The sequence below is a fragment of the Empedobacter sp. R750 genome, assembly GCF_030324345.1.
Taxonomy (GTDB): Bacteria; Bacteroidota; Bacteroidia; order Flavobacteriales; family Weeksellaceae; genus Empedobacter; species Empedobacter falsenii_C.
Genome location: NZ_JACAGF010000018.1, coordinates 38,186 through 62,951 on the forward strand (window position 1 = coordinate 38,186; position 24,766 = coordinate 62,951).

27 protein-coding genes are annotated in these 24,766 nt (G+C 29.1%); 26 read left to right on the forward strand and 1 reads right to left on the reverse strand.

Going from position 1 to position 24,766, the window contains the following annotated elements:
- Positions 1-4: 4 nt before the first annotated feature.
- The 26 genes from rfbB (at position 5) to HXZ74_RS15030 (ending at position 23,341) form a co-directional block, all read left to right on the forward strand.
- The gene (gene rfbB / locus HXZ74_RS14905) at positions 5-1,051 is read left to right on the forward strand and encodes a dTDP-glucose 4,6-dehydratase (protein WP_286476116.1); all 1,047 of its coding nucleotides are present in this window, start codon (positions 5-7) and stop codon (positions 1,049-1,051) included.
- A gap of 153 nt (positions 1,052-1,204) precedes the next feature.
- Positions 1,205-1,555, forward strand: coding sequence for a four helix bundle protein (locus HXZ74_RS14910; RefSeq protein WP_114998499.1), 351 nt, complete (start codon positions 1,205-1,207; stop codon positions 1,553-1,555).
- Between the two features lie 82 nt (positions 1,556-1,637).
- On the forward strand, positions 1,638-2,198 hold the full coding sequence (gene rfbC / locus HXZ74_RS14915; protein ID WP_286476117.1) for a dTDP-4-dehydrorhamnose 3,5-epimerase: 561 nt from the start codon (positions 1,638-1,640) through the stop codon (positions 2,196-2,198).
- Between the two features lie 199 nt (positions 2,199-2,397).
- Positions 2,398-2,760: a four helix bundle protein gene (locus tag HXZ74_RS14920; protein WP_038335987.1), complete on the forward strand. Its 363-nt coding sequence runs from the start codon at positions 2,398-2,400 to the stop codon at positions 2,758-2,760.
- A gap of 262 nt (positions 2,761-3,022) precedes the next feature.
- Positions 3,023-3,883 carry a glucose-1-phosphate thymidylyltransferase RfbA gene (gene rfbA, locus HXZ74_RS14925; RefSeq protein ID WP_286476119.1) on the forward strand — a complete coding sequence of 287 codons (861 nt, stop codon included), beginning with the start codon at positions 3,023-3,025 and terminating at the stop codon, positions 3,881-3,883.
- 17 nt (positions 3,884-3,900) lie between these two features.
- Complete coding sequence (locus tag HXZ74_RS14930) at positions 3,901-4,242, forward strand: phosphomannose isomerase type II C-terminal cupin domain (RefSeq protein ID WP_286476121.1); 342 nt, start codon at positions 3,901-3,903, stop codon at positions 4,240-4,242.
- A complete protein-coding gene (locus HXZ74_RS14935) occupies positions 4,239-5,222 on the forward strand; it encodes a mannose-1-phosphate guanylyltransferase (protein ID WP_286476123.1) in 984 nt (327 codons plus the stop codon). The genes HXZ74_RS14930 and HXZ74_RS14935 overlap by 4 nt, the downstream gene beginning before the upstream one ends.
- Before the next feature lie 25 nt (positions 5,223-5,247).
- Entirely contained in the window at positions 5,248-6,768 is a 1,521-nt protein-coding gene (locus HXZ74_RS14940; RefSeq protein WP_286476125.1) for a lipid II flippase MurJ, read from the forward strand.
- Complete coding sequence (locus HXZ74_RS14945) at positions 6,765-7,853, forward strand: glycosyltransferase family 4 protein (RefSeq protein WP_286476127.1); 1,089 nt, start codon at positions 6,765-6,767, stop codon at positions 7,851-7,853. The genes HXZ74_RS14940 and HXZ74_RS14945 overlap by 4 nt, the downstream gene beginning before the upstream one ends.
- A 126-nt stretch (positions 7,854-7,979) precedes the next feature.
- Positions 7,980-8,885 (forward strand): glycosyltransferase family 2 protein, encoded by a 906-nt coding sequence (locus HXZ74_RS14950; protein WP_286476129.1) that lies wholly within the window; start codon positions 7,980-7,982, stop codon positions 8,883-8,885.
- On the forward strand, positions 8,882-9,874 hold the full coding sequence (locus HXZ74_RS14955) for a CgeB family protein (protein WP_286476131.1): 993 nt from the start codon (positions 8,882-8,884) through the stop codon (positions 9,872-9,874). Before HXZ74_RS14950 ends, HXZ74_RS14955 begins: the two co-directional genes overlap by 4 nt.
- A 1-nt stretch (position 9,875) precedes the next feature.
- Positions 9,876-10,991 (forward strand): EpsG family protein, encoded by a 1,116-nt coding sequence (locus tag HXZ74_RS14960; RefSeq protein WP_286476134.1) that lies wholly within the window; start codon positions 9,876-9,878, stop codon positions 10,989-10,991.
- 13 nt (positions 10,992-11,004) lie between these two features.
- Positions 11,005-11,997: a glycosyltransferase family 4 protein gene (locus HXZ74_RS14965; RefSeq protein WP_286476136.1), complete on the forward strand. Its 993-nt coding sequence runs from the start codon at positions 11,005-11,007 to the stop codon at positions 11,995-11,997.
- A 3-nt stretch (positions 11,998-12,000) separates the two neighbouring features.
- The gene (locus HXZ74_RS14970) at positions 12,001-13,008 is read left to right on the forward strand and encodes a glycosyltransferase (protein WP_286476138.1); all 1,008 of its coding nucleotides are present in this window, start codon (positions 12,001-12,003) and stop codon (positions 13,006-13,008) included.
- 117 nt (positions 13,009-13,125) lie between these two features.
- On the forward strand, positions 13,126-14,262 hold the full coding sequence (locus HXZ74_RS14975) for an N-acetyl sugar amidotransferase (protein WP_286476140.1): 1,137 nt from the start codon (positions 13,126-13,128) through the stop codon (positions 14,260-14,262).
- Positions 14,259-14,873 carry an imidazole glycerol phosphate synthase subunit HisH gene (gene hisH, locus HXZ74_RS14980; protein WP_286476142.1) on the forward strand — a complete coding sequence of 205 codons (615 nt, stop codon included), beginning with the start codon at positions 14,259-14,261 and terminating at the stop codon, positions 14,871-14,873. The genes HXZ74_RS14975 and hisH overlap by 4 nt, the downstream gene beginning before the upstream one ends.
- A gap of 3 nt (positions 14,874-14,876) precedes the next feature.
- A complete protein-coding gene (locus HXZ74_RS14985) occupies positions 14,877-15,647 on the forward strand; it encodes an AglZ/HisF2 family acetamidino modification protein (RefSeq protein ID WP_286476144.1) in 771 nt (256 codons plus the stop codon).
- Positions 15,648-15,649: 2 nt separating this feature from the next.
- Positions 15,650-16,684: a polysaccharide biosynthesis protein gene (locus HXZ74_RS14990; protein ID WP_286476146.1), complete on the forward strand. Its 1,035-nt coding sequence runs from the start codon at positions 15,650-15,652 to the stop codon at positions 16,682-16,684.
- Between the two features lie 58 nt (positions 16,685-16,742).
- Entirely contained in the window at positions 16,743-17,156 is a 414-nt protein-coding gene (locus HXZ74_RS14995; RefSeq protein ID WP_286476148.1) for a WxcM-like domain-containing protein, read from the forward strand.
- Positions 17,157-17,202: 46 nt separating this feature from the next.
- Positions 17,203-18,357 carry a polysaccharide biosynthesis C-terminal domain-containing protein gene (locus HXZ74_RS15000; RefSeq protein WP_286476150.1) on the forward strand — a complete coding sequence of 385 codons (1,155 nt, stop codon included), beginning with the start codon at positions 17,203-17,205 and terminating at the stop codon, positions 18,355-18,357.
- A 20-nt stretch (positions 18,358-18,377) separates the two neighbouring features.
- Entirely contained in the window at positions 18,378-18,719 is a 342-nt protein-coding gene (locus HXZ74_RS15005; protein ID WP_286476152.1) for a four helix bundle protein, read from the forward strand.
- A gap of 49 nt (positions 18,720-18,768) precedes the next feature.
- Positions 18,769-19,935: a non-hydrolyzing UDP-N-acetylglucosamine 2-epimerase gene (gene wecB, locus HXZ74_RS15010; RefSeq protein WP_286476154.1), complete on the forward strand. Its 1,167-nt coding sequence runs from the start codon at positions 18,769-18,771 to the stop codon at positions 19,933-19,935.
- 3 nt (positions 19,936-19,938) lie between these two features.
- Positions 19,939-21,141: a glycosyltransferase family 4 protein gene (locus HXZ74_RS15015; protein WP_286476156.1), complete on the forward strand. Its 1,203-nt coding sequence runs from the start codon at positions 19,939-19,941 to the stop codon at positions 21,139-21,141.
- Positions 21,134-21,739, forward strand: a complete 606-nt coding sequence (locus HXZ74_RS15020; protein WP_286476158.1) for a sugar transferase — start codon at positions 21,134-21,136, stop codon at positions 21,737-21,739. The genes HXZ74_RS15015 and HXZ74_RS15020 overlap by 8 nt, the downstream gene beginning before the upstream one ends.
- A gap of 2 nt (positions 21,740-21,741) precedes the next feature.
- Entirely contained in the window at positions 21,742-22,713 is a 972-nt protein-coding gene (locus HXZ74_RS15025; protein ID WP_286476160.1) for an ATP-grasp domain-containing protein, read from the forward strand.
- Positions 22,703-23,341, forward strand: coding sequence for an HAD family hydrolase (locus tag HXZ74_RS15030; protein WP_286476162.1), 639 nt, complete (start codon positions 22,703-22,705; stop codon positions 23,339-23,341). Before HXZ74_RS15025 ends, HXZ74_RS15030 begins: the two co-directional genes overlap by 11 nt.
- 27 nt (positions 23,342-23,368) lie before the next feature.
- On the opposite strand, the gene HXZ74_RS15035 is transcribed toward HXZ74_RS15030, so the two are convergent.
- Positions 23,369-23,608, reverse strand: coding sequence for a transcriptional regulator (locus tag HXZ74_RS15035; protein ID WP_286476164.1), 240 nt, complete (start codon positions 23,606-23,608; stop codon positions 23,369-23,371).
- Positions 23,609-24,766 lie beyond the last annotated feature (1,158 nt).

Consider the following 24,766-nt stretch of genomic DNA (forward strand, 5'->3'; position numbering starts at 1 on the left):
TACTATGAAAACTATTTTAATTACAGGTGGAGCTGGATTTATCGGTTCTCACGTTGTAAGAGAATTTGTCTTAAAATATCCTGAAACGAAAATCATCAACCTTGATGCGTTGACGTATGCTGGAAATTTAGAGAATTTGAAAGATATCGAAAGTAAATCAAATTACGAATTCGTAAAAGCTGATATTACAGACGCAAAACATATATTAGAGGTTTTTGAAAAACATCAACCAGATGGTGTTATTCATTTAGCTGCCGAATCTCACGTGGATCGTTCTATTACAAATCCGTTGGATTTTGTGATGACGAATGTGATTGGTACGGTTAATCTTTTGAATGCTGCAAAAACGATTTGGAACAATAATTTCGAAGGAAAACGTTTTCATCATGTTTCAACAGATGAGGTTTTTGGTGCTTTAGGAGATGAAGGTTTTTTTACAGAAGAAACTTCTTATGATCCGCATTCGCCATATTCAGCATCAAAAGCATCTTCGGATCATTTTGTAAGAGCATATCATGATACATATGGTTTACCAATTGTGATGACGAATTGCTCGAACAATTATGGACCAAATCATTTTCCAGAAAAATTAATTCCATTGTGTATTCATAATGTTTTGAATGGAAATCCATTACCAATTTATGGAGACGGAAAATATACACGCGATTGGTTATTTGTAATCGATCATGCCAAAGCGATTGATTTAGTTTTCCATGAAGGAAAAAATGGAGGTTCTTATAATGTAGGAGGTTTCAACGAATGGAAAAATATCGATTTGGTAAAAGAATTGTGTAAACAAATGGACGGAAAATTGGGTAAAGAAGCAGGAACTTCAGAACAATTAATCACATTTGTGAAAGATCGTCCAGGACACGATTTACGTTACGCGATTGATGCAACAAAAATCAACAAAGAATTAGGCTGGAAACCAAGTGTGACGTTTGAGCAAGGTTTGAGTCTAACAATCGATTGGTTTTTATCAAACAAAGAGTGGTTAGACAATGTAACATCTGGCGATTACCAAAATTATTACGAAAAACAGTATAATTAATAGTTAATAAGGTTAAGAAAGTTAAGAAGGTTAAGAAAGTTAAGAAGGTTAAGAAAGTTAAGAAAGTTAAGAAAGTTAGTTCTCCCCATTTCTCTATTTTCTCATTTCACCTTAAGCCTTTTTTACCACCACACATATAAAACTTTAAAAAATATGGCTAGTCATAAAGAATTAAAAGTTTGGCAAGAATCTATGGATTTAGTCGTCTGTATTTATGAAACTGTAAAAATTTTCCCTAAAGAAGAACTTTACGGATTGACAAGTCAAATGAAACGGAGTGCGGTCTCTATCCCAAGTAATATTGCAGAAGGAGCAGGTCGACAAAGTCAAGCTGAGTTTATACGTTTTCTTTATATTGCGCTAGGTTCAGTAAGTGAACTTGAAACGCAATTGGAAATAGCTTTTCGATTAGGATTTATTGGTAATTTAATACAATTTCAAAAGAGTATAAATTATATAAAAAGTATGCTTTCTAAATTGATTAAATCATTGAGAATAGATTAACCTTTTTATATCTATCTAACCTTATTAACCTTTTATAACCTTATCAACTTTATTAACATTATAAAACAATATTGACAATTAAATGAAAGCAACAGAAACGAAATTAAAGGGTTGTTTTATTTTAGAACCAACTGTATTTGAAGATTCAAGAGGTTATTTCTTTGAGTCGTATAACGAAAATAAAATAGAAGAAATTTTAGGGTATAAACCAACTTTTGTTCAAGATAATCAGTCTAAATCTTCTTACGGCGTTGTGCGTGGACTACATATGCAAGCAGGTGAGCATGCACAAGCAAAATTAGTTCGTGTGGTAGAAGGTGCTGTAATTGATGTTGCAGTTGATGTTCGTCCAGGTTCTGAAACCTATGGTCAATCAGTTGCAGTAGAATTATCTGCTGAGAATAAACGTCAATTGTTTATTCCTAGAGGATTTTTACATGGATTTTCGGTGATTTCAGAACAAGCAACTTTTTTCTATAAATGTGATAACGGCTATAATAAAGAGTCAGAAGACGGCGTTAACCCTTTAGATCAAGAATTGAATATTGATTGGCAAATCCCAACAGATAAAATGATAATCTCTGAAAAAGATCAAGAAGCACAGTCGTTTGAGGAATTTAAAGTTAAGGGGTTAGAAGGTTAAGAGGTTAACAAGTGAAGGAGTGAAGAAGTGAAGAAGTGAAAAAGTGAAGAAGTGAAGGAGTTAACAAGTGAAGGAGTTAACAAGTAAACAAGTTAAGGAGTTAACAAGTGAAGAGGTGAAGGAGTTAACAAGTGAACAAGTGAAAAAGTGAAGGAGTTTACAAGTTCACAAGTTCACAAAATCACATAAAATACAATAGATGAAGAGCCATAAGGATTTATTAGTATATCAGAAATCATTAGATCTGGTCACAAATATTTATTCTATTACAGATTGCTTCCCAAAAGAAGAGCAATTTGGTTTGACAAACCAATTAAGAAGAGCATCAGTATCTGTCCCTTCTAATATTGCGGAAGGAGCTGGAAGAAAAAGTAAAAAAGAATTTATTCATTTTTTGTACATCGCTTTAGGCTCATTGAATGAAATTGAAACACAATTAGAAATATCTAAAAGATTAAATTATATAAGTAATTTAGATGATTTTGATACACAATTTTTACACATCAAAAGAATGCTTTTAAAATTAATCGAATCATTGAAAAGGGATATTGAAGAAGGTTAACAAGAGAAAAAGTGAAAAAGAGAAAAAGTGAAGAAGTGAAAGAGTGAAGAAGTGAAGGAGTTAACAAGTGAAGGAGTTTACATGATCACACGTTTACAAGTTTACAAGTTTACAAGTTCACACGTTCACAAGTTTACAAGTTCACAATTTGACAAGTGAAGAAGTGAAGAAGCTAACAAGTTCACAGGATTACATGATCACACGTTCACCTTTTAACCATATAACCATATAACCATCTAACCGTTTTAACAACAAAAAAAACATGAAAGGAATAATTTTAGCTGGAGGATCGGGAACAAGATTGCACCCATTAACATTAGCAGTTAGTAAACAGTTAATGCCAGTATATGATAAACCAATGATCTATTACCCATTATCAACATTGATGTTGGCTGGGATAAATGAAATATTGATTATTTCTACGCCTCACGATTTACCTCATTTTGAGAAGTTATTAGGAGATGGATCTCAAATCGGTTGTAAATTTTCTTATAAAGAACAACCAAGTCCAGATGGTTTAGCACAAGCTTTTATTTTAGGAGAAGAATTTATTGGAGACGATAAAGTAGCTTTAATTTTAGGAGATAATATTTTCTATGCATCGGGGATGTCAAAATTATTACAAGACTCAGCAGATCCTGATGGTGGTTTAGTTTTTGCTTACCAAGTTTCAGATCCAGAAAGATATGGAGTGGTAGAATTTAATGAGAAAAACGAAGTGGTTTCTATTGAAGAAAAGCCTACTGAACCAAAATCAAATTATGCTGTTCCTGGATTATATTTTTATGACAATAATGTAGTTGAAATAGCAAAAAATATAAAACCATCTCCTCGTGGAGAGTTAGAAATTACCGATATCAATGCTGAATACCTGAAAAGAGGTAAATTGAAAGTTGGTGTTTTCAACCGTGGTACGGCTTGGTTAGATACAGGAACAATCAATTCGTTGATGCAAGCTGGACAATTTGTTCAAGTGATTGAAGAACGTCAAGGAATGAAAATTGGTGCAATCGAAGAGGTGGCGTATCGTATGGGATACATCAATAAAGAACAGTTAAATAAGATTGCTGAACCATTACGCAAAAGTGGTTATGGGGAGTATTTAATGAAGATCAACAAATAAACTTAAATTACTATAAAATGGAACATGATATTAGACCTTGGGGGGAATATTGGGTATTAGAAGATTCTGAGACTCATAAAGTAAAAAGAATTCAAGTTAATCCTGGAGGAAGATTGTCTCTACAATATCATTTTAAAAGAGGTGAAGTTTGGACAATTGTTTCAGGTATTGGTACAATTACAATCAATGACGAAATAAAAGATTATAAAACTGGAGACGTAGCTCAAATACCTCAAGGAGCTCATCATCGTATTGAGAATAAAACAAATGAACCTGTTGTATTTGTAGAAGTGCAATATGGAACTTATTTTGGAGAAGATGATATTGTAAGAATTGAAGACGATTACAATCGCGCATGAAAATCATCAATGTAATTTTAACAGGAGGTGTTGGTAGTCGACTTTGGCCATTGTCTAGGAAAGAAAAACCAAAGCAATATATTGATTTATTTGAAGGTAAATCTTTATTTCAACAAACAATAATTCGAAACAAAGATATTTGCGACGAGCTTATTGTTGTAGGTAATGTTGATAATTACTATTTATCAAGAAAGGCTCTAGAAGATTTGAAAATTGAAAAATTTCATGAAGTAATAGAAGCTACTCCAAGAAATACTGCAGCAGCGATTGCTTTTGCAGCTTTCAAGGCTCAACCTGAAGATATTTTATTGGTTTCACCTTCTGATCATTTAATTGAAGATCTTGATATATATAATTCAGCAATTCAGGAAGCAATTGAACTAGCAAAAAAAGGAAGCATTGTAACTTTTGGATTACAACCTACAAAACCAGAAACTGGTTATGGATATATCCAAATTAGAAATGGTGATGTTTTAGGTTTTAGAGAAAAACCAAATTTAGATACAGCGCAAGAATTTTTGAAATCTGGTGATTTTTACTGGAATTCAGGAATGTTCTGCTTTAAAGCTGATACTTTTTTGAATGAGTTAAAAATACACGAGCCAGAAGTTTATCAGAGCGCTTTAAAAGCTTATGAATTATCATCGGAGAACATTCTTCCTTTAGCCGAGAGTTTATTAATTCCGTCAATTTCTGTAGATTATGCAGTAATGGAAAAAACTGAAAAATTACAAGCCGTTATTGGTAATTTTAAATGGTCAGACATGGGATCTTTTGAATCTATATACGATTATTTAGTTTCGAAAGGGAAATTTGTCGATAAACATGGAAATATGGTAATCGGATCAGATTTACATACGGAATTTTTAGGATTTAAGAAAAGTATTTTAGTTATAACAGATGATGCTATTTTGGTTTTAAAAAAAGAAAAAGCCCAGGATGTTAAAGGAATTTATGAAAATTTGTCTCATTACAAATAATGATATTTTGTAATAATAGTAAATAATGCAAAAAAAATCATTAATATTTTTTATCTTAAAATTAATTAAAATGCCTTTGACAATATTGACATTGGCACTTACTGCAAAATATTTTGGAGTAGGAATTAATAAAGATGTTTGGTTATTAGCTTTAGGGGCTGTTACAATGATAGATCTAGCAATTTGGGGTCCTGTAAACGAAACGTTTAGATCTAGATTTGTTTTAATGAAGGAAACAGAAGGAGAAGAAAAATCATTTAAGGACGTACAGTCACTTCTATTTTATATATTTATATTTTCTATTTTACTGACAGTTTTCCTCGAATTATTTCCACATTTATTAGCTCGATTGATTGCTCCTAGTTATAATGAAGAAGATTTGTTAAAATTGGTGACTATGATACGTATTTTGGCTCCTTTTCTACTAGTGAATCAATTTATATTAATAAGTACATCAATTTTGAATGCTTATGAAAAGTTTTATATTCCTGAAATAGCATCATTTGTATCTCAAATAATAAATCTAATATTAATAGTCTTTTTTGCAGATATTTTAGGTATAAATTCATTAGCTATAGCATTATATATTAGTTCTTTTTTACTTATAGGTTTTTTAATTTATCAATTTAAGAAAGGAAAAATTAATTTGTTTCAATGGTCTTTCCCAAATTTTAGTGGATTTAGAAAATTCTTTTTTTATGCTATACCCTTTTTTATTCCTTATTTTATCGGTCAGATAAGTGGTACTATAGAAAGAACCTTAGCTACTGAACTAGGAAAAGGAGTTGTCTCTATTGTAGATTTTTCAAGGAAAATTCCCGAAATGCTTAATGGTATATTAATAACAGTTGTATTAACTATTTTAGTTCCCGTTTTAACAAAAGCTTTTGCAAATAAAGAAGAAAGTAAATATGAGGCAGAATTTCTATCTAGTTATAAATTAGGTTTATTTGGTTTAGTTGCTTTCATTACTTTTTTTATCAATGGTTCTGACCCTATTTTAAATTTACTTTATAGTAGTAAGTCTATAAGTGAAAATGATATGTCTAGTATTATTCTTTTAAGCAAATTTTTTGCAATATCACTATTAGGTGTTTACTCTTATATCGTATTTGGTATGAGTATGTTGTCTGTTGATAAAGGAAAGTTGTATGCAGGATATGGAAGTATGGCTCAAATTCTTTTAATCGTAATTAATTTTACATTAATTAAAAAAGTAGGAATAATAATTTTCCCAATTTCATATTTTATTTCCCATTTTATTGCTGCAATTTTTATGTACTCTAATTATCCTTATGATAAAAAACCAATATTGAAAACATTTTTTAAATATATTATTTTTGGAACAGCTTGTGTTATTATTAGTAGTTATTTATTTCACTCTATACCAAAGATTCATTTTAATACAGCATTTTCGCAACAAATTTATTCAATTTGTATTTCAATTTGTATTTCCATTCTAATTTTAGCCTTTTTTGGTTATATATTTAGAATTGGAGAACTAATGAAATTTTATTCACTAATTAAAAATAAAATTAAAAGATGAAGAAAAAAGTTTTTGTAACTGTTTTTCCTCCAGCTGAAAATATTCAGCTTGTAAAAGATGTTGGTATGATACCTTATTTACTACATAAGAATCATAATTATGATTCTTATGTAGCTTGTTACAATAATGATATATATAAATATTTAGATACAGATGTAGTAGGTCTTAAAATCAATTTTATAAAAAAAAGATTCAATAATGATTTTGTTAATATAATGATTATGCTTTTTACCTTTAAAAAGATTGATATCATTCAATTTTATCATTTTTCTATGTCTAAATTATTGATTTGTTTCTTTTTTAAAATTATGACTTTTGGTAAAGGAAAAACATATATCAAATTAGATGCTAATGAAAAAATATTTGAGATTCAATACAGAGGATTAAAAAAAATATTGAATAGAGTTTTTGTAAAATGTGTAGATTTATTATCTGCCGAAACTCAAATTATAACTGATCGATTGAATGCGGATAATATTTTAGATAAAAAAGTTGAATTTATACCCAATGGTTTCTTTCAAGAAAAAAATACAGAAATATTTAATAAAAGAAATCTTTTTATAACTGTAGGGAGAATTGGAGATAAGAATAAAAATAATATTTTGTTTTTAAATGCTTTAAAGCGTATTGACTTAAAAGACTGGAAAGTTGAATTTATAGGTCCAATTGAAACGGAGTTTAAGACTATTATAAAACAATTTTATGAAGATAATTCAGAATTAAAGGAAAAGGTATACTTTACAGGTAATATTTCTGATAGGGTTACTTTGGAAAAAAAATATGCAGACGCTCGAGTTTTTGTTTTAACATCAAATTCTGAAGGATTTCCTTTGGTTTTTCTTGAAGCAATATCTAACGGTTGTTATTTAGTCTCTACTGAATTAATTGCGGCTAATGAGATTTCAAATAATCAAGAATATGGAAGTCTTTTTCGTTTTGATGATACTACAGGATTAGCGAAGGTATTAGAAGAAATAATAGATAATAAAATTATAATGCCACCACCTGAAAAAATAACAAAATTCGCAAATGATAAATACTATTGGCCAAAAATAGTAGAAAAAATAATCAATCGATTAAATTGAGGTAAATGTTTCTTTAGTTTTGTGTAACACGATTTTTCGAAATATCTCTTAACAATAATGATTTTTTCGTTTTTTATATTGAAACGTGAATCAAATAGTATAAATAATTATGACTAATCTAAAAATATGAATATTCAGGTTTCAATTATAATAGTTAACTACAATACTAAGCAGATGACTAGTGAATGTATTGATAGTATAATTAAGCATAGTCATGATACTAAATATGAAATCATCTTAGTTGATAATGGTTCCTTAGATGGATCAAAAGAATATTTTAGTCAACTTGAGGAGATAACATATATTTATTCGGAAGAAAATCTAGGTTTTGGACGAGCAAACAATTTAGGTGCTGATTCAGCAAAAGGTGAGTTTTTGTTTTTATTAAATTCTGATACATTACTAATTGAAAACTCTATAAAAAAAATGTTTGATTTTTACACTTCAAAAGAAAAAGAATTAAATATAGGAACATTAGGATGTATATTGGTTAATAAAAATATTCAATTTAATGGATGTGGTAGTTCTTTTCCAACATCTCATGAATGGATAAAAATATATAAATCATCTATACCTATTTTAAAGTTGTTTCAAAACCCTATTAAAAAAAATAACTTTCCATTATCAACCAGTTTTTTTCAAATTGATTATGTTATAGGTGCAGATATTTTAATAAAAAAAACAATTTTTGATCAAGTTAAAGGTTTTGATGAAGCATACTTCATGTATTATGAAGAATCAGACCTTCAAAAACGAATGTATGATTTAGGATACAAAGCTTATATCACAACTAATACAAGTATAATTCATTTAGAAGATGCTTCGGGTAAATCTATTCGTAACTATTCAAATAGAAAACGAATAATAACGCATACAAGTAGAAATATTTATTTAAAGAAAAATGATTTTGAAAATTTTAATGAATATAAATTTTATGATAAATTATTTCTTTTTTTGAATATAATAAATCCGAAATATACATTTAGAGAGAATATGTCTTATATAAAGGAAATAAAAAAAACATATAAATGAAAATAGCATTATTAGGAAGTAAAAACTTTGATAGTTTAGAATATCATCTGAATGATACATTATTACATCTCGGCTATAATGTTTTTCATATAGATATTTCTGATGTTATAAATATTCCCTATAGATATAGTTATTGGGCAAGTAAACTATTTTCTAAATATGATTTAAAATTGTTTTTAAAAATAGCTAGGAGAATTATTGATGAAAAGCCAGATTTGGTTATTTGTACTTATCGATTTATACATCCAGAATGTATCAAAATGATAAAGAGAGAGAGTCCAACCACAAAAGTTATCCATATTAATCCAGATGCAATTACTACATTTGAGAATCAACAAATATTTGCATCACCTTATGATGCATATTTTACTAAGGATCCTTTTATTGTTAATTTTATGAAAGATAAAATGGGACTCAATACATTTTATTTACCAGAAGCACTAAATCCTAGAGTTCATAAACCATTAACAAATAATCGAATTGAATTGGAAAATAAAGTCGCAATAGATGTTGTAGCTTTTGGTACTATGTATCCATATAGGGCAAAAATGGTTAGTAAATTAATCGAAAAAGATATTAATGTAGCTCTTTTTGGTGTTCCAGATAAAAGATACCCTAGAGAAGAAATAACTAATAATTTTCGAAATGAATATATTGTAGGTGAACGTAAATCAGAAGTTTTATCAGGCTCTAAAATTGTATTCAATAATTTTCATTATGCAGAAATACAATCAGCGAATGTTAAGTTTTTTGAGATAGCAGGAATTGGAGGATTTCAAATTTGTGATTATAAAGAAACATTACAAGAATATTCTGTATTAGATGTAAAAGATTTCACATATAAGAATATAAATGAAGCAATAGAGTTGATTCAACATTATTTACCACTTACAGACAAGAGGCATTCTATGGCTGATTTACAAATGAAACATTTTCATAAATATCATACCTATGAAAAAAGAATAGAACAAGTTTTAAATAGTTTATAGTATGTATTTTTATTATTTAACAATAATTATTTTCTTTTGTTTTGCGTTATATGAAACTTATGAACCTAAGGTATTAGGTAAAATGCCTGCCAAGAATATATTGATAATTATTATTAGTACTATTTTTATTATTCAATTAGGTTTACGATGGGAAACAGGATCAGATTGGAAACCTTATCTAGATCATTTTGATTCGCAGAATATATTAACGCCTACAAAAAATCCAGGTTTTCAATTTGAAGCGGGTTATAACTTATTTGTGTCCTCCATAAAAACAATTTATAATGATTATTCTTTTTATCTTTTAATTCACGCAGTTATATTTTTTCTTTTGTTAAAGAAAGGATATGAATACTTTACTCCTTTTTCGATAATATCATTATTAATATTTTATGTTAGTTTTCTAGGATTATGGGGAGCTAATAGACAGTTTCTTGCGATAGGAATAGGAATGCTTGCTTTGATTTTTTTAGATAAAGGAAAATGGAAAATCTTTATTTCTTTAGTAGGTCTTGCTTGTTTATTTCATACAACAGCCTTTTTATTGTTAGTTTTTTTATTTTTAAAAAAGAAATTTTCTAGTAAATTTTTATTTATTACAATAGGAGTATGTATTGTAGTAGGAGCAACTCCTTTACCCTTTAAACTTTTTGGATTATTAGGAGGAGTCAATGATATTATAACGCATAGAACAGAGGCTTATATGGAAAATGCAAAAGAAAGTGGAGCAGTAGCCATATCAGTTATTGGAATGATAAAAAGATGTCTTCTTTTTTTTATTTTTTATTTTTTTAGAGATAAAATTTATAAAATATTTCCAAAGAATAATTTGATTTTTAATGGATATTTTGTAGGTATATGTTTTTATTTTATCTTTTATAAATCACTCCCTATTATGATTAGTAGAGGAAGTGTATATTTCAACATGTTAGAACCTATTCTTATTGCAAATTTATTGATTCTTTCAAAAGACAGAATAAAGGTTTTTTTTATACAAGTTGTCATATTAATATACTGCTTTATTACAGTAAATCAATCAATTGCAGCTTATCCAGATGCTTACGACCCTTATAAAGGTATTTTTATAAATAAAGAATATCTTAGATTTAATATATAAACTATTTATAATTATGAAGATAACTTTTTTTGAAAGGAAATTTAATCCAGATGTAATTAGTATTGAAAAATTGTTTAATGTAATCCGAGAAAACTTAAAAAATAAGTCAATTGAGATTGAAGTAGTCAATAATCCTTATGATATTAAATCAATATGGAAAAGCGTTTTCTTTTTTAAAAAACGTCAGGGAAAAATAAATCATATTTCTGGAGATATACATTGGGCTTCTTTATTATTGGATAGAAGAAAGTTGGTTCTTACAATTCATGATTTAGTAGGATTAGAAGATTTGAAAGGAATAAAACGTACTTTGTATTATTATATATGGATGTATTTTCCTATAAAAAAAGTGAAGTATATAACCGTTATATCAGATAAAGTTAAAGAAGATATAGTTAAATTGATTCCTTCTTCAGCTTCTAAAATTAGAGTAATCCCAAACTGTGTTACTATAGAAATAAAACCTCCAATTGAAAAAAATGAAATAAAGAAAATATTGATAATCGGAACACGCAATAATAAGAATATAGAACGTATAATAATTGCATTGAAAGGGCTTGATATAGAATTATCAATTGTAGGTAAATTAAGCAATGTACAATTATCTTTATTAGATAATAATAAAATAAACTTCATAAATTTCATTAATATTAATGAAAAAGAGTTAATAGACTTATACGATAATTCAGATATTCTTTGTTTTATCTCAATATATGAAGGATTCGGTTTACCTATTTTAGAAGCTCAAGCTAGATCATGTAATGTCATTACGTCTAACATTTCACCCATGAAAGAAGTTGCCGGAAATGGAGCTATTTTAGTAGACCCAACAAATATAGAAGAGATTAAAATGGCTGTGATTGATATAATGAAAAATAAACAAAAAAGAAATATATTAGCTCAATTAGGATTTGAGAATGTACAAAAATATTCTCCTGATATAATCATAAAAAAATATATAGAAATTTATGATTTAATTGAAAAAGAATATAATCTTCAAAATTAAAATATGATATTAATTGATGCAATATATATAAACAATAGTGGAGGTAAAATTTTACTTGATTATCTAATAGAGGAATTAGAGAAATCAGGTAAAAAAGTATTTTATTTATTAGATCAAAGAGTAGAGGAAAAAATACAATATTTAGATAATACAGACAATGAAGTATTGTTAATGAAAGCATCTTTGATAAATCGGCATAAATTTTATGTTGAAAATCGGCATAAATTTACATCTGTTCTATGCTTCGGAGATTTACCACCAAGTATAAAATTAGACGCTAAGGTGTATACTTATTTTCATCAACAGCTTTACATTAAATTCCCGAGTGATATACCTTTTAGTCATAAAGTACTATTTACCTTAAAAAGATATGTTTTAAAATACTTATTTAAGTATAGTGATTATTGGATGTTACAAACAGAGGTTATTAAAAATAATTTTCAAGAAAAATTTAAAACGAGTTCTGAAAAATTATTACTAATGCCATTTTATCCACCAATACAGAATGATCAGCAAATAAAAAGAAAAGCACATACTTATGTATATATAAGCAATGCACCTCCTCATAAAAATCATGTAAGATTGATCAATGCTTTTTGTGCTTTCTATGATAAATACCACCAAGGTGAATTAATTTTAACAATTGACGAAAATTTTCCTGAACTTTTAGAGTTGATCAAACAAAAATTAGAATTAAATTATCCTTTAAAAAATATTGGATTTGTACCAAGAGCAAACTTAAGTGAAATTTATAGTTCATCAGAATACTTAATATACCCTTCATTGGCTGAAAGTTTTGGTTTAGGTATTGTTGAAGCAATAGAAAATGGTTGTAAAGTAATAGGAGCTAATCTCCCATACATGTATGCTGCATGTGAACCAAGCTTAGTATTTAATCCTTTAGATGAGAGTTCTATAGCCGATGCGTTAGAAAAATCATTAAAACAAAAAGTTAAATATTCAATTTCAAATGTTAACAACAGAATAGATGATTTAATCTCAATTTTGTAAAAAATAAATTTTAGAAAGAAGTAAAATTCTTATTTAATAAATAAAAATATTTTAATCAATATATAGATCTATATAAGAAAGTAATATAGAAAAGCTAACTAACATAAATTACACTATATGACTAACTACAAAGTTTGCTCTAAAACGATTATGGATACTACCGACCCTAACATTGTTTTTAATGAAAATGATGAAAGTGACTATTATATAAATTTTCAAAAAAATATTGTACCTGAATGGAATTTTGGAAAAGATAAATTAGATGAATTATTAAAATTTGCCGAAAAAGTAAAACAAGAATGCAAAAATAAAGAATTTGATTGCATTATTGGATTAAGTGGAGGTTTAGATAGCTCCTACTGTGTATATGTTACAAAAAAAATTATGGGATTACGTCCCTTAATTTATCATGTAGATGCGGGCTGGAATACAGAACAAGCAACTTCAAATATAGAAAAATTAATCACAGGTCTAGATTTAGATTTATATACAGATGTCATAAATTGGAAGGAGATGAAAGATTTGCAACGTTCATTTTTTAAATCTCAAATTCCAGATCAAGATATGCCTCAAGACATCGCTTTTTTTTCAAGTTTATATAAATTTGCTAAAAAAAATAATATTAAATATGTTTTTACCGGAGCAAATTATAGTACAGAATGTTGTAGAGAAACTGAAGAATGGGGTGCATATCCAGGTATAGATGTTACTTTAATTAATGATATTTTTAAAAAATTTGGAACAGGAAAATTAAAAACATTTCCAATAGTAGATATTTTTAAATACAAGATTTATTATCAAAGAATTTTGGGTATGAAAGTATTTCACCCTCTAAATTATGTTGAGTACAATAAAAAAGATGTTGAGAAATTATTAAACGAAAAATTTGGATGGGAGTCTTTTAAGCACAAACATCATGAATCTCGTTTTACACGTTTTATAGAAGATTATTGGTTACCAAGAAAATTTGGATTTGATAAAAGAAAAGCACACTTATCAAGCTTAATTCTGACAGGTCAAATGACTCGTGAAGAAGCATTAGAAAGAATTTCAAAACCAGAATTAGATGAACAAACTTTAATGAATGAAAAAAACTATATTTTGAGTAAATTAGGATTTTCACAAGAAGAGTTCGAAGCTATTTTTAAAGGAGAGAATAAAACATATAAAAATTATAAATCTAAAAGAAAGTTGATAGGATTTGGCATACAGTTTATGCGTACTTTTGGTTTAGAAAAACGATTATTTAGATGATAACTATTGTTGACTATGGAGTTGGAAATATACAAGCCTTTGTAAATATTTACAAAGAGTTAGGTATTCCTTGTTTCTTAGCCAAAACAAAAGAAGATCTTAAAAACGCATCAAAAATAATATTACCAGGTGTTGGTCATTTTGATTTTGCAATGAAAAAATTAACTGATTCTGGTATGATAGAAATACTTAATCATAAAGTATTACAAGAAAAAACGCCTGTTTTGGGAATTTGTGTAGGTATGCAAATGATGGCAAAAAATAGTGATGAAGGCGTTTTGAATGGATTAGGTTGGTTTGATGCACAAGTTAAAAAGATAGATACAACATCTTTACAACAAAAAACACGATTGCCTCACATGGGATGGAATAGTGTAAAACAAGTAAAAGAAAATATATTTTTTAACAATAGAGAAAAATATGAGGAATTCTATTTTTTACATTCTTTTTCAATGAAATGCGAAGAATCTGACGACATTGTTGCAGTTGCAAATTACGGAGAAGAGATTGTAACGATTGTTCAAAAAGAAAATATAGTTGGTGTCCAGTGTCATCCAGAAAAAAGTCATCAAGTAGGAATACAATTTTTACAAAACTTTGCAAAATTGTAGATTATGTTGAGACCAAGACTTATACCAAGTTTATTAATAGAGGACGGTTTAGTTGTAAAAACAACCAAATTTAAAAATCCAAAATATATTGGAGATCCAATCAACACGGTAAAAATTTTTAATGAAAAATATGTTGATGAAATTTGCATTTTTGATATTTCTGCAACCGTAGGAAATAATGAGCCAAATTATCAATTAATTAGCGATTTAGCCTCTCAATCTCGTATGCCAATGTGTTATGGAGGTGGTATAAAAACAGCAGAACAAGCTCGTAAAATATTTAATTTAGGAGTCGAAAAAATAGCATTAAGCAGTATCCTTTTTCAAAACTTAGAAATCATAGATGAACTTGCTGCAGAAGTAGGAAGTCAAAGTATTGTTGTTGTTTTAGATATAAAGAAAAGAATGTTAGGTGGTTATGATATACATACACATAATGGAAAAGTCAATACAAAAATTGACTTATTTCAATTTCTTAAAATGATTGAAAATAAACAATATGGCGAACTGATTATCAATTCTATTGATTTAGATGGAACAGAGAAGGGATATGATATAAGCATGATTAGAAAAGTATTTGATATCGTATCCAAGCCAATTACTATTTTAGGAGGTGCAGGATCTTTAGAAGATGTCAAAAAATTATATAAAGAATTTAAAATAATTGGTGCAGCTGCAGGAAGTTTATTTATTTTTAAAGGTAAATTTAAAGCAGTTTTGATTAATTATCCAGATTTAGAAAAAAAGAAAAATTTATACAACCAACAATCATAAATATGCAAATTAAAGATAAAGTTTTACTAATCACGGGTGGTACAGGCTCTTTCGGGACGGCTGTTTTGAACCGTTTTTTAGAAACAGATCATTTCAAAGAAATTCGTATTTTTTCTCGTGATGAGAAAAAGCAAGATGATATGCGAAATCTTTATAAAAATAATAAGATAAAATATTACATCGGAGACGTTCGTGATTATAGTTCAGTAGAACCAGCAACACGCGGAGTCGATTATGTTTTTCATGCAGCAGCATTAAAACAAGTTCCATCGTGCGAATTTTTTCCTATGCAAGCGGTAAAAACCAATGTAGAAGGAACTCAAAATGTTATCCGTGCAGCATCATCAAATGGAGTAAAAAAAGTAATTTGTCTTTCAACAGATAAAGCGGCTTATCCAATCAATGCGATGGGAATTTCTAAAGCAATGATGGAAAAAGTTGCTGTTGCAGAAGCACGTAATCTAACTGAAACTGTGGTTTGTCTTACACGTTACGGAAACGTAATGGCATCTCGCGGATCGGTAATTCCATTGTTTTTGAATCAAATTCAAAAAGGCGAACCAATCACAATTACAGATCCTAATATGTCACGTTTTTTCATGTCATTAGAAGATGCTGTAGATTTGGTTTTGTTTGCTTTTGAGCATGCAAACCCAGGTGATTTATTTGTGAATAAAGCTCCAGCAGGAAGTATTGGCGATTTGGCTCAGGCTTTGATCGAATTAACAGGAAAAGAAGTTCCTGTAACGGTCATTGGAACTCGTCATGGCGAAAAATTGTACGAAACACTTTGTACACGAGAAGAAATGTTGAAAGCAGAAGATATGGGCGATTTTTACCGTGTTCCGGCAGATAATCGCGATTTGAATTATGCAAAATATTTTTCTGAAGGAGAGCAAGATGTTTCAAAAATTGAAGATTATCATTCACACAATACACATCAAGAAGGTGTTAAAGGTCTTAAGAAATTGATTTCAACTTTACCTTTAATTCGAAAAGAAGTTTTTGGCGAAGACGTGAGGCAATATCCTTATTAAAAAAGGCAAAAGTAGAAAGGTAAATAAACACATTAAGTCAAAAGTCAAAAGTTTAAAAATGATTTTAGAAGGAAAAAAACATTCCGATGAGCGTGGAATTATCACTTATAACAATGATTTTGACGCTTCGCAGATTAAACGTATTTATACCATTGAAAATCCTTCTACCGAATTTATTAGAGGTTGGCAAGGCCATAAAATAGAACAACGTTGGTTTTCGGCGGTCAAAGGAAGTTTTAAAATTTCTGTAATAGAAGTTGATGATTTTGAAAATCCGTCTAAAAACTTAGCTGTTAAACATTATACTTTGAATGACGAAAATTTGTCTTATTTACATATTCCAAAAGGAAGAATAACAGCGATACAAGCTTTGGAAAATAATAGTAAATTGCTTGTTTTGGCAGATTATGCTTTGGGTGAAGTACAAGATGAATATCGTTTTCCGATTGATTATTTTGAAAATAGAAATTAGGATGTCCGAATCTCTAACCTCCAAAACAAATTATAAATAAAAAACAATGAGTAACCAATCACAAATCTCAGATAATCAGTCCTTAAAAAAAATTGGAATCACAGGACAAAACGGTTTTGTAGGAAACCATTTATATAATACATTGGGATTATTCCCTGAAGAATTTGAAAGAATTGATTTTCAAAAAGAATTCTTCGAAGATGATACTAAATTAGATGAATTTACATCGAAATGTGATGTAATTGTGCATTTAGCGGCAATGAATCGTCACGAATCTGAGCAATTTATCTACGAAACTAATGTTGCTTTGGCTAAAAAAATGGTTGCTTCTTTAGAAAGAACAAATTCTAAAGCGCACGTTTTAATTTCCTCTTCAACACAAGAAGAACGTGATAATTTGTACGGAAAATCAAAGCGTGAAGGTCGTGAAGTAATTGTAAATTGGGCAAATAATAATGATGGAAAAGTAACAGGATTAATCATTCCAAATGTTTTCGGAGCGTTCGGTAAACCTTTCTATAATTCATTTGTTGCAACTTTTTGTCATCAATTAACACATGGCGAAACGCCAACAATTGCAAATGATGGTGAAGTGAAGTTAATTTACGTTCAGGAATTGGTAGATTTAATTATCGAAGAAATTCGTTCAGAAAAAAGTCAACCCGAATTATTCATCGAACCAACTTCTATCAACAAAGTTTCGGAAGTTTTAGTTTTATTGAATGAATATAAATCGAAATATTTTGATGGCGGAGAAATTCCAGCGATTAACAATACTTTTGAACATAATTTGTTCAATACCTATCGTTCGTACATCGATTACGCAACACATTATCCAGTAAAATTTACACAACATACCGATCCTCGTGGAGCTTTTGTAGAGGTAATTCGTTTGGGAATTGGTGGGCAATGTTCCTTTTCTACGACTGTTCCAGATATTACGAGAGGAAACCATTATCATACCCGAAAAATTGAACGTTTTGCTGTAATTAAAGGAAAAGCGTTGATTCAACTTCGTAAAATTGGTACAGATGAGGTTTTAGATTTTTATCTTGACGGAAACGAGCCGGCTTATGTGGATATGCCAATTTGGTACACACACAACATAAAAAATATTGGCGAAGAAGAATTGTATACTATTTTTTGGATTAATGAAGCTTTTAATCCAGAAGATGCAGACACTTATTTTGAAGTAGTTTAAAAGAAGTAAAAAGTAATAATATGAAAGAAAGTTATTTGTTGCATAGAACATTTACTTTTGGTGTTATTAAATTTCTTAGAACTTTACCTGATACTTCTGATTTAAAAATAATAAAATACCAGTTAGTAAAGGCGGCAACTTCCATTGGTGCAAATTATGAAGAAGTTCAAGCCAGATTATCAAATACAGATTTTATAAATAAAGTGAATATTTCACTTAAAGAAGCAAGGGAAGCGAATTATTGGTTAAGGATGATTCAAGCTTTAGAAGTAGAAACAACAGAACTTTCTGATATTATTCAGGAATCAAAAGAATTAAAAAATATATTAGGAACAATTGTGAAAAACTCGAGAGAAAATTAAAGATTATATATTATTTCCCTTTAACTTTTTCCCTTTAACTTAAAAAACTATGAAAAAACTAAAAGTAATGACGGTCGTGGGAACACGTCCAGAAATCATACGATTATCAAGAGTATTAATGGCTTTAGATGCTTCTGAAGCGATAGAGCATATCATAGTCCATACAGGGCAAAATTACGATTACGAGTTAAATCAAATTTTCTTTGAAGATTTAGGACTTCGTAAACCTGATTATTTCTTAGAGGCTGCTGGTAAAACGGCAACGGAAACGATTGGAAATATTTTAATAAAAGTTGATCCACTTTTAGAGGAATTACAACCAGATGCCTTTTTGGTTTTGGGTGATACAAATTCTTGTTTATGTGCGATTCCTGCAAAGAAACGTCATATTCCTATTTTCCACATGGAGGCTGGAAACAGATGTTTTGACCAACGTGTTCCTGAGGAAACCAACCGTAAAATTGTAGATCACACGGCAGATATTAATTTAACCTATTCGGATATTGCACGCGAATATTTGTTGAGAGAAGGTTTACCTGCTGACAGAATTATCAAAACGGGTTCGCCAATGTTCGAGGTTTTAAATCATTATTTACCAGAAATTAACGCTTCTAAAGTTTTAGAAAAATTGAATTTAGAAAAAGGTAAATTCTTCGTTGTTTCGGCTCACAGAGAAGAAAACATCAATTCTGAGAAAAATTTCCGTGGTTTAATGACTTCTCTTAATGCAATTGCAGACAAATATCACTATCCAATCATCGTTTCTACGCATCCACGCACACAAAATATGATTGATAAAATGCAAATTGAAATGCGTGATGAAATTCAGTTTTTAAAGCCACTTGGTTTCCACGATTATAATGCGTTGCAAAAAGATGCGTATGCTGTTTTATCAGATTCAGGAACTATTTCAGAAGAATCTTCAATTTTGAATTTCAGAGCATTAAATATTCGTCAAGCGCACGAGCGTCCAGAAGCGATGGAAGAAGCATCTGTAATGATGGTTGGTCTTTCACCAGAACGTATTTTGCAAGGTTTGGTTCAGTTACAAACACAAATTGTTGGCGAGCGAAACCAATCCCCAATCCCTAATCCCCAACCAAACTTCCGACCAGTTGCAGATTATTCAATGCCAAATGTATCTGAAAAAATGGTAAGAATTATTATTTCTTACACAGATTACATTAGAAGAACCGTTTGGAGCGAAGAAATATAAGCGATGAATATTATTTTTCTAACATTAGTTGAAATAAATTCGATAGAAGAAAGAGGAATTTATCAAGATTTGTTGCGCAAATTTCGCGATGAAGGTCATGATGTAACAATTGTAACTCCTGTTGAGAGAAGAAAGAGAATTGCTACAAATTTTAAAGAAAAAGAAGGCGTTTCTATTCTTCAAGTAAAAACCTTGAATATTCAAAAAACAAATATAGTAGAAAAAGGAATTGGAACTTTAGCAATAGAGTTTCAATTTCTTTCTGCAATTAAAAAGTATTTATCTGATAAAAAGTTTGATTTAGTTCTATATTCAACTCCGCCAATTACGTTTGCGAAGATAATAGAATTTGTTAAAAAACGAGATAATGCGTATAGTTATTTGCTGTTGAAAGATATTTTTCCGCAAAATGCAGTAGATATGAAAATGCTGAAAGAAGGTGGTTTTATTCATAAACAATTTGTAAAAAAAGAAAAAAAACTCTATCAAATTTCAGATACAATTGGTTGTATGTCGCCTGCAAATGTAGATTTTGTATTAAAACATAACCCTGATATTAATCCTCAAAAAGTTGAAGTTAATCCCAATACAATAGAACCAGTTTCGTTTAATTATTCAGAGGAAGAGAAAAGTAGTATACGCAAAAAATATAATGTTCCTGTTTACAAAAAAGTGTTGGTTTATGGTGGGAATTTAGGAAAACCTCAAGGATTAGATTTTTTATTGGAAACAATAAAAGAAACAAAAAACGAAAATGCTTTTTTCCTGATTGTTGGAGATGGAACAGAATTTCCTAAAATGAAGGAGTGGTTTGATAGTAATAAACCCATCAATGCAAAGTTACTTCAACGTTTGCCAAAGGAGGATTATGATAGATTACTTGTAGCTTGTGATGTTGGTTTAATTTTCCTAGATAAGAATTTTTTAATTCCCAATTTCCCATCGCGTTTGCTTTCCTATTTGGAGATGAAAATACCTGTTTTAGCAGCCACGGATTCTAATACTGATATTGGAACAATTGTTGAGGAAAATGACTGTGGTTATAAAGTGATTTCTGGAAATCAACAAGAAATGCAAGAAAAACTGAAGTTGTTATTAAATGGAAATCTACAACAAATGGGACAAAACGCAGAGCAATTATTAATGAATAATTACACAGTAGATCAATCCTATCATTTAATAGTGAACAAAATTCAACATGTATAAGAATTATTTTAAAAGACTTTTCGATTTTTTTATCGCTCTTTTTGGTTTAATTATATTATCTCCAATATTTATCGTTGTAACTATAGGTTTATATTTTGCTAATCAAGGAAAGCCATTTTTCTTTCAGGCTCGACCAGGATTGAATGAGAAAATCTTTAAGATTATCAAGTTCAAAACGATGAATGATAAAAAGGATGCGAACGGGAATCTTCTACCTGATGCGGATAGACTTACACCAATTGGTGCTTTTGTTCGTAAAACAAGTTTAGACGAAATCCCGCAGTTAATCAATGTCTTGAAAGGAGATATGGCGATTATAGGTCCTCGACCTTTATTGCCACAATATTTACCGTTGTATAACGAAACGCAAAAACGTCGACATAATGTAAGACCAGGGATTACAGGATGGGCACAAGTCAATGGGCGAAATGCGATTTCTTGGTCAAAGAAATTTGAGTTAGATGTAGAATACGTCGATAATTTATCTTTCATGATGGATGTAAAGGTTTTTTTTACAACGTTCAAAAAAGTGTTTAAAAGCGAAGGAATCTCTCAAGACGGTCAAGCAACTATGGAAATGTTTAACGGTAATAATTAAAAATGAACAACAATATACTAATAACATCAGCAGGGCAACGGGTTTCTTTAGTTAAAGCCTTTCAAACTGAGATTAAAAAACTAAATGAAACCAATAAGGTTTATACAGTAGATCTTAATCCGATTTTAGCTCCAGCTTGTCATATTTCTGATGGTTATAGAACTGTGAAAAGAGTAACAGACTCAAATTACATTTCTGAACTTCTTCAGATTTGTAAAGAATTAGAAATAAAAATAATTGTTCCTACAATTGATACGGAGTTATTGGTTTTGGCAGAGAATAAAAACTTGTTCTTAAATAATGGAATAACGCCAATTGTTTCATCTCTAGATTTTGTAAAAGCGTGTAGAGATAAACGAATTATTAATCAATTTTTTGTCGATAATAATATTGATATTCCTCAAGATTTAGATAAAAATAACCTTTCATTTCCATTATTTATTAAACCTTATGACGGTTCTTTGAGCAAAGATACTTTTCTGATTGAAAATGAATCTCAATTAACTGATTATCATTTAGAAAATCCAAAATTGATGTTTATGGAATATATTGATCATACAAAACATGATGAATATACCGTAGATACGTATTATGATAAAGATGGAGATTTAAAGTGTATCGTTCCTCGTAAACGAATTTTTGTGCGCGCTGGTGAAGTCAACAAAGGAGTTACCCATAAAAATGAAATTGTTGCTTATGTTAAAGAAAGACTTTCCTATATAGAGGGTGCTGTAGGATGTTTAACGATGCAGTTTTTCTTTAATCAAGAAACAAAACGTATTATTGGAATTGAGATAAACCCTCGTTTTGGTGGAGGATATCCACTGAGTTATTTAGCAGGAGCTAATTATCCTAAATATTTGATTGAGGAATACATTTCAGGAAAAACGATTGATTATACTGAAAATTGGGAAAATAATTTATTGATGCTTCGTTACGATGATGAAGTTTTAGTTCGCAACTATGAAGGCTAAATATATCATTTTTGATCTTGATGATACATTGATGTATGAGATTGATTTTCTAAAATCAGCTTTTAAAGAAATAGCAGATTTTATAGATAAAAAGAATCAAGAAGAATTGTTCAAACTAATGTTGATTAAATATCACGAAGGAGAAAATGTATTTGATTTTTTGATAAATAATTACACTAATTTTTCAAAAGAACAGCTTTTACAAATGTATAGAAACCATTTTCCGAATATTTCTTTAAACGAAGGGACAGATGACCTTTTAAAAAAAATAAAATCCAAAGGATATAAATTAGGTTTGATTACAGATGGTCGTTCTGTAACACAGCGAAATAAATTAAAGGCTTTAGAGATAGAAAATTTATTTGATAGAATAGTAATATCAGAAGAGTTTGGATCAATGAAACCTAATGAAAGTAATTTTAAAGTTTTCCAAGAGCCTGAAATAGATGACTATTTTTACATTGGAGATAATACAAAAAAAGATTTTGTAACTCCGAATAAATTAGGGTGGACTTCAATTTGTATATTAAACAAAGGATTTAATATACATAAACAAGATTTTAATTTAGATCAACAATTTTTACCTCAATTAAAGATAAATAGTTTAAGTGAATTATTAAAATTATAAAATATAAAAGGCTCCATTAGGAGCCTTTTATATGTTGACTAATTTAAAAAATTCATATAACTTAATTTCTCTAGCTTCACAAATTCTTTCAAGTGTTGATATTGGCATATTATATTCAATATAATTATCATCTTGAGAAGCTTTTTTAATTTTTCTGACAACGCTTTCTTCAATATTATGTTCGTCAGCAAACTTTCTTTGTGATTCAGATTTTGTTATCCAGTTATTATATATGAATTTACATATACGTCTATTAGAACTATCCATGATAGCAAATTAATAGTAGTAAATAAAAACATTGCGGTCGATAGTGCGCAATTAAAATATTATTATTATATTTGTTATCAGATAGTTAAAAAAATAAAGTAAAAATACTTTTATCTCGCTTTTGAAAACTGGTAATTTTTGTAGCAACGAGAAAATAAGTAAATTTGCTCACGACCTAGGCGTGGGCTCTCTTATTGTTGCTCGGTATACCAGTACCTCTAATGCTTTAAGAAGAGTTCCATGCCTTTCTTGTTTTTGGTCGTTTTCTTCCATCACATTCGCATCGAACTTTTTTATAATTTACTTGGTTTTATTCCTCTACAAATCAAGTGAAATATGCTCTCTCTAGATATGTATTTCTATAATAGAAATGTGCAGATGGTTATTAGATTCTAATAGTAGATGTTAGATATTAGTATTGAGATTTTAGAATTGTAAAATGTAAAAAGTAGTATGTATTCAGATTAAGGATGAGGTTCTGAGATGAGTTTAGATAGACAAAAAGATGAGGTTTTGAACATAATTTGCCATAAAAAGAAGATAATTAGTAGTTCATTATTTTATTCATTGCTTTTTGCTTGATCAAAAAGTAATCAAAAAATCAAGACCGCAATTTTCGACGTTCAATTCTCATCTCACGCACTAAAAAGATTAAATGATTCGCATACGCTCACTAATCTTTTTTACGCTTGTTTCAATGGATTGAAGCTCGTCTGCAAATCGTATGTCGACTCTAAAATTCGTTGTTATAAGTGAATTAGAATATTGATAATAAAAAACACGTAAAACGTTGAGCGTATTACGTAAAAAAATAAACCCCTTTCCCCAAACAAAGTTGGCGCGATGTACTGGAAAGGATGGCTTTTAAAACTATTGTTGAATTAAAAAACTATGTAAAATTATGAGAAAATTTTACTTCAAATTCAGTAGGCAATTGTATGCTGAACTACTGAGATTATTTTGTGCTATACCTTTATATGCACAAATAAAAACCATGACTGACATGGTAAATGAAATTCGGACCTTAGTGGTGGATATACTACTAGTAGGAAGGAGAAATAGTGAACAAAATTATTAAGCGATAAAGACTCACATTTAATTCCCCGAAGACAACTTATAAGAGAGTGAATGATCTTCATAAAAGTAGTGTTAATTTTT

Bases quoted from the DNA above. Each gene is read 5' to 3' on its own strand.
- rfbC (WP_286476117.1), top strand. From the start codon at position 1,638: ATGAAAGCAACAGAAACGAAATTAAAGGGTTGTTTTATTTTAGAACCA.
- HXZ74_RS14940 (WP_286476125.1), top strand. From the start codon at position 5,248: ATGCAAAAAAAATCATTAATATTTTTTATCTTAAAATTAATTAAAATG.
- HXZ74_RS14985 (WP_286476144.1), top strand. From the start codon at position 14,877: ATGTTGAGACCAAGACTTATACCAAGTTTATTAATAGAGGACGGTTTA.
- HXZ74_RS15030 (WP_286476162.1), top strand. From the start codon at position 22,703: ATGAAGGCTAAATATATCATTTTTGATCTTGATGATACATTGATGTAT.
- HXZ74_RS14970 (WP_286476138.1), top strand. From the start codon at position 12,001: ATGATATTAATTGATGCAATATATATAAACAATAGTGGAGGTAAAATT.
- HXZ74_RS14930 (WP_286476121.1), top strand. From the start codon at position 3,901: ATGGAACATGATATTAGACCTTGGGGGGAATATTGGGTATTAGAAGAT.
- HXZ74_RS14960 (WP_286476134.1), top strand. From the start codon at position 9,876: ATGTATTTTTATTATTTAACAATAATTATTTTCTTTTGTTTTGCGTTA.
- HXZ74_RS14945 (WP_286476127.1), top strand. From the start codon at position 6,765: ATGAAGAAAAAAGTTTTTGTAACTGTTTTTCCTCCAGCTGAAAATATT.
- HXZ74_RS14910 (WP_114998499.1), top strand. From the start codon at position 1,205: ATGGCTAGTCATAAAGAATTAAAAGTTTGGCAAGAATCTATGGATTTA.
- HXZ74_RS15015 (WP_286476156.1), top strand. From the start codon at position 19,939: ATGAATATTATTTTTCTAACATTAGTTGAAATAAATTCGATAGAAGAA.
- wecB (WP_286476154.1), top strand. From the start codon at position 18,769: ATGAAAAAACTAAAAGTAATGACGGTCGTGGGAACACGTCCAGAAATC.
- HXZ74_RS14955 (WP_286476131.1), top strand. From the start codon at position 8,882: ATGAAAATAGCATTATTAGGAAGTAAAAACTTTGATAGTTTAGAATAT.
- rfbB (WP_286476116.1), top strand. From the start codon at position 5: ATGAAAACTATTTTAATTACAGGTGGAGCTGGATTTATCGGTTCTCAC.
- HXZ74_RS14935 (WP_286476123.1), top strand. From the start codon at position 4,239: ATGAAAATCATCAATGTAATTTTAACAGGAGGTGTTGGTAGTCGACTT.
- HXZ74_RS15005 (WP_286476152.1), top strand. From the start codon at position 18,378: ATGAAAGAAAGTTATTTGTTGCATAGAACATTTACTTTTGGTGTTATT.
- HXZ74_RS15000 (WP_286476150.1), top strand. From the start codon at position 17,203: ATGAGTAACCAATCACAAATCTCAGATAATCAGTCCTTAAAAAAAATT.
- HXZ74_RS14965 (WP_286476136.1), top strand. From the start codon at position 11,005: ATGAAGATAACTTTTTTTGAAAGGAAATTTAATCCAGATGTAATTAGT.
- rfbA (WP_286476119.1), top strand. From the start codon at position 3,023: ATGAAAGGAATAATTTTAGCTGGAGGATCGGGAACAAGATTGCACCCA.
- HXZ74_RS14990 (WP_286476146.1), top strand. From the start codon at position 15,650: ATGCAAATTAAAGATAAAGTTTTACTAATCACGGGTGGTACAGGCTCT.
- HXZ74_RS14995 (WP_286476148.1), top strand. From the start codon at position 16,743: ATGATTTTAGAAGGAAAAAAACATTCCGATGAGCGTGGAATTATCACT.
- HXZ74_RS14975 (WP_286476140.1), top strand. From the start codon at position 13,126: ATGACTAACTACAAAGTTTGCTCTAAAACGATTATGGATACTACCGAC.
- HXZ74_RS15020 (WP_286476158.1), top strand. From the start codon at position 21,134: ATGTATAAGAATTATTTTAAAAGACTTTTCGATTTTTTTATCGCTCTT.
- HXZ74_RS14920 (WP_038335987.1), top strand. From the start codon at position 2,398: ATGAAGAGCCATAAGGATTTATTAGTATATCAGAAATCATTAGATCTG.
- HXZ74_RS15025 (WP_286476160.1), top strand. From the start codon at position 21,742: ATGAACAACAATATACTAATAACATCAGCAGGGCAACGGGTTTCTTTA.
- hisH (WP_286476142.1), top strand. From the start codon at position 14,259: ATGATAACTATTGTTGACTATGGAGTTGGAAATATACAAGCCTTTGTA.
- HXZ74_RS14950 (WP_286476129.1), top strand. From the start codon at position 7,980: ATGAATATTCAGGTTTCAATTATAATAGTTAACTACAATACTAAGCAG.
- HXZ74_RS15035 (WP_286476164.1), bottom strand. From the start codon at position 23,608: ATGGATAGTTCTAATAGACGTATATGTAAATTCATATATAATAACTGG.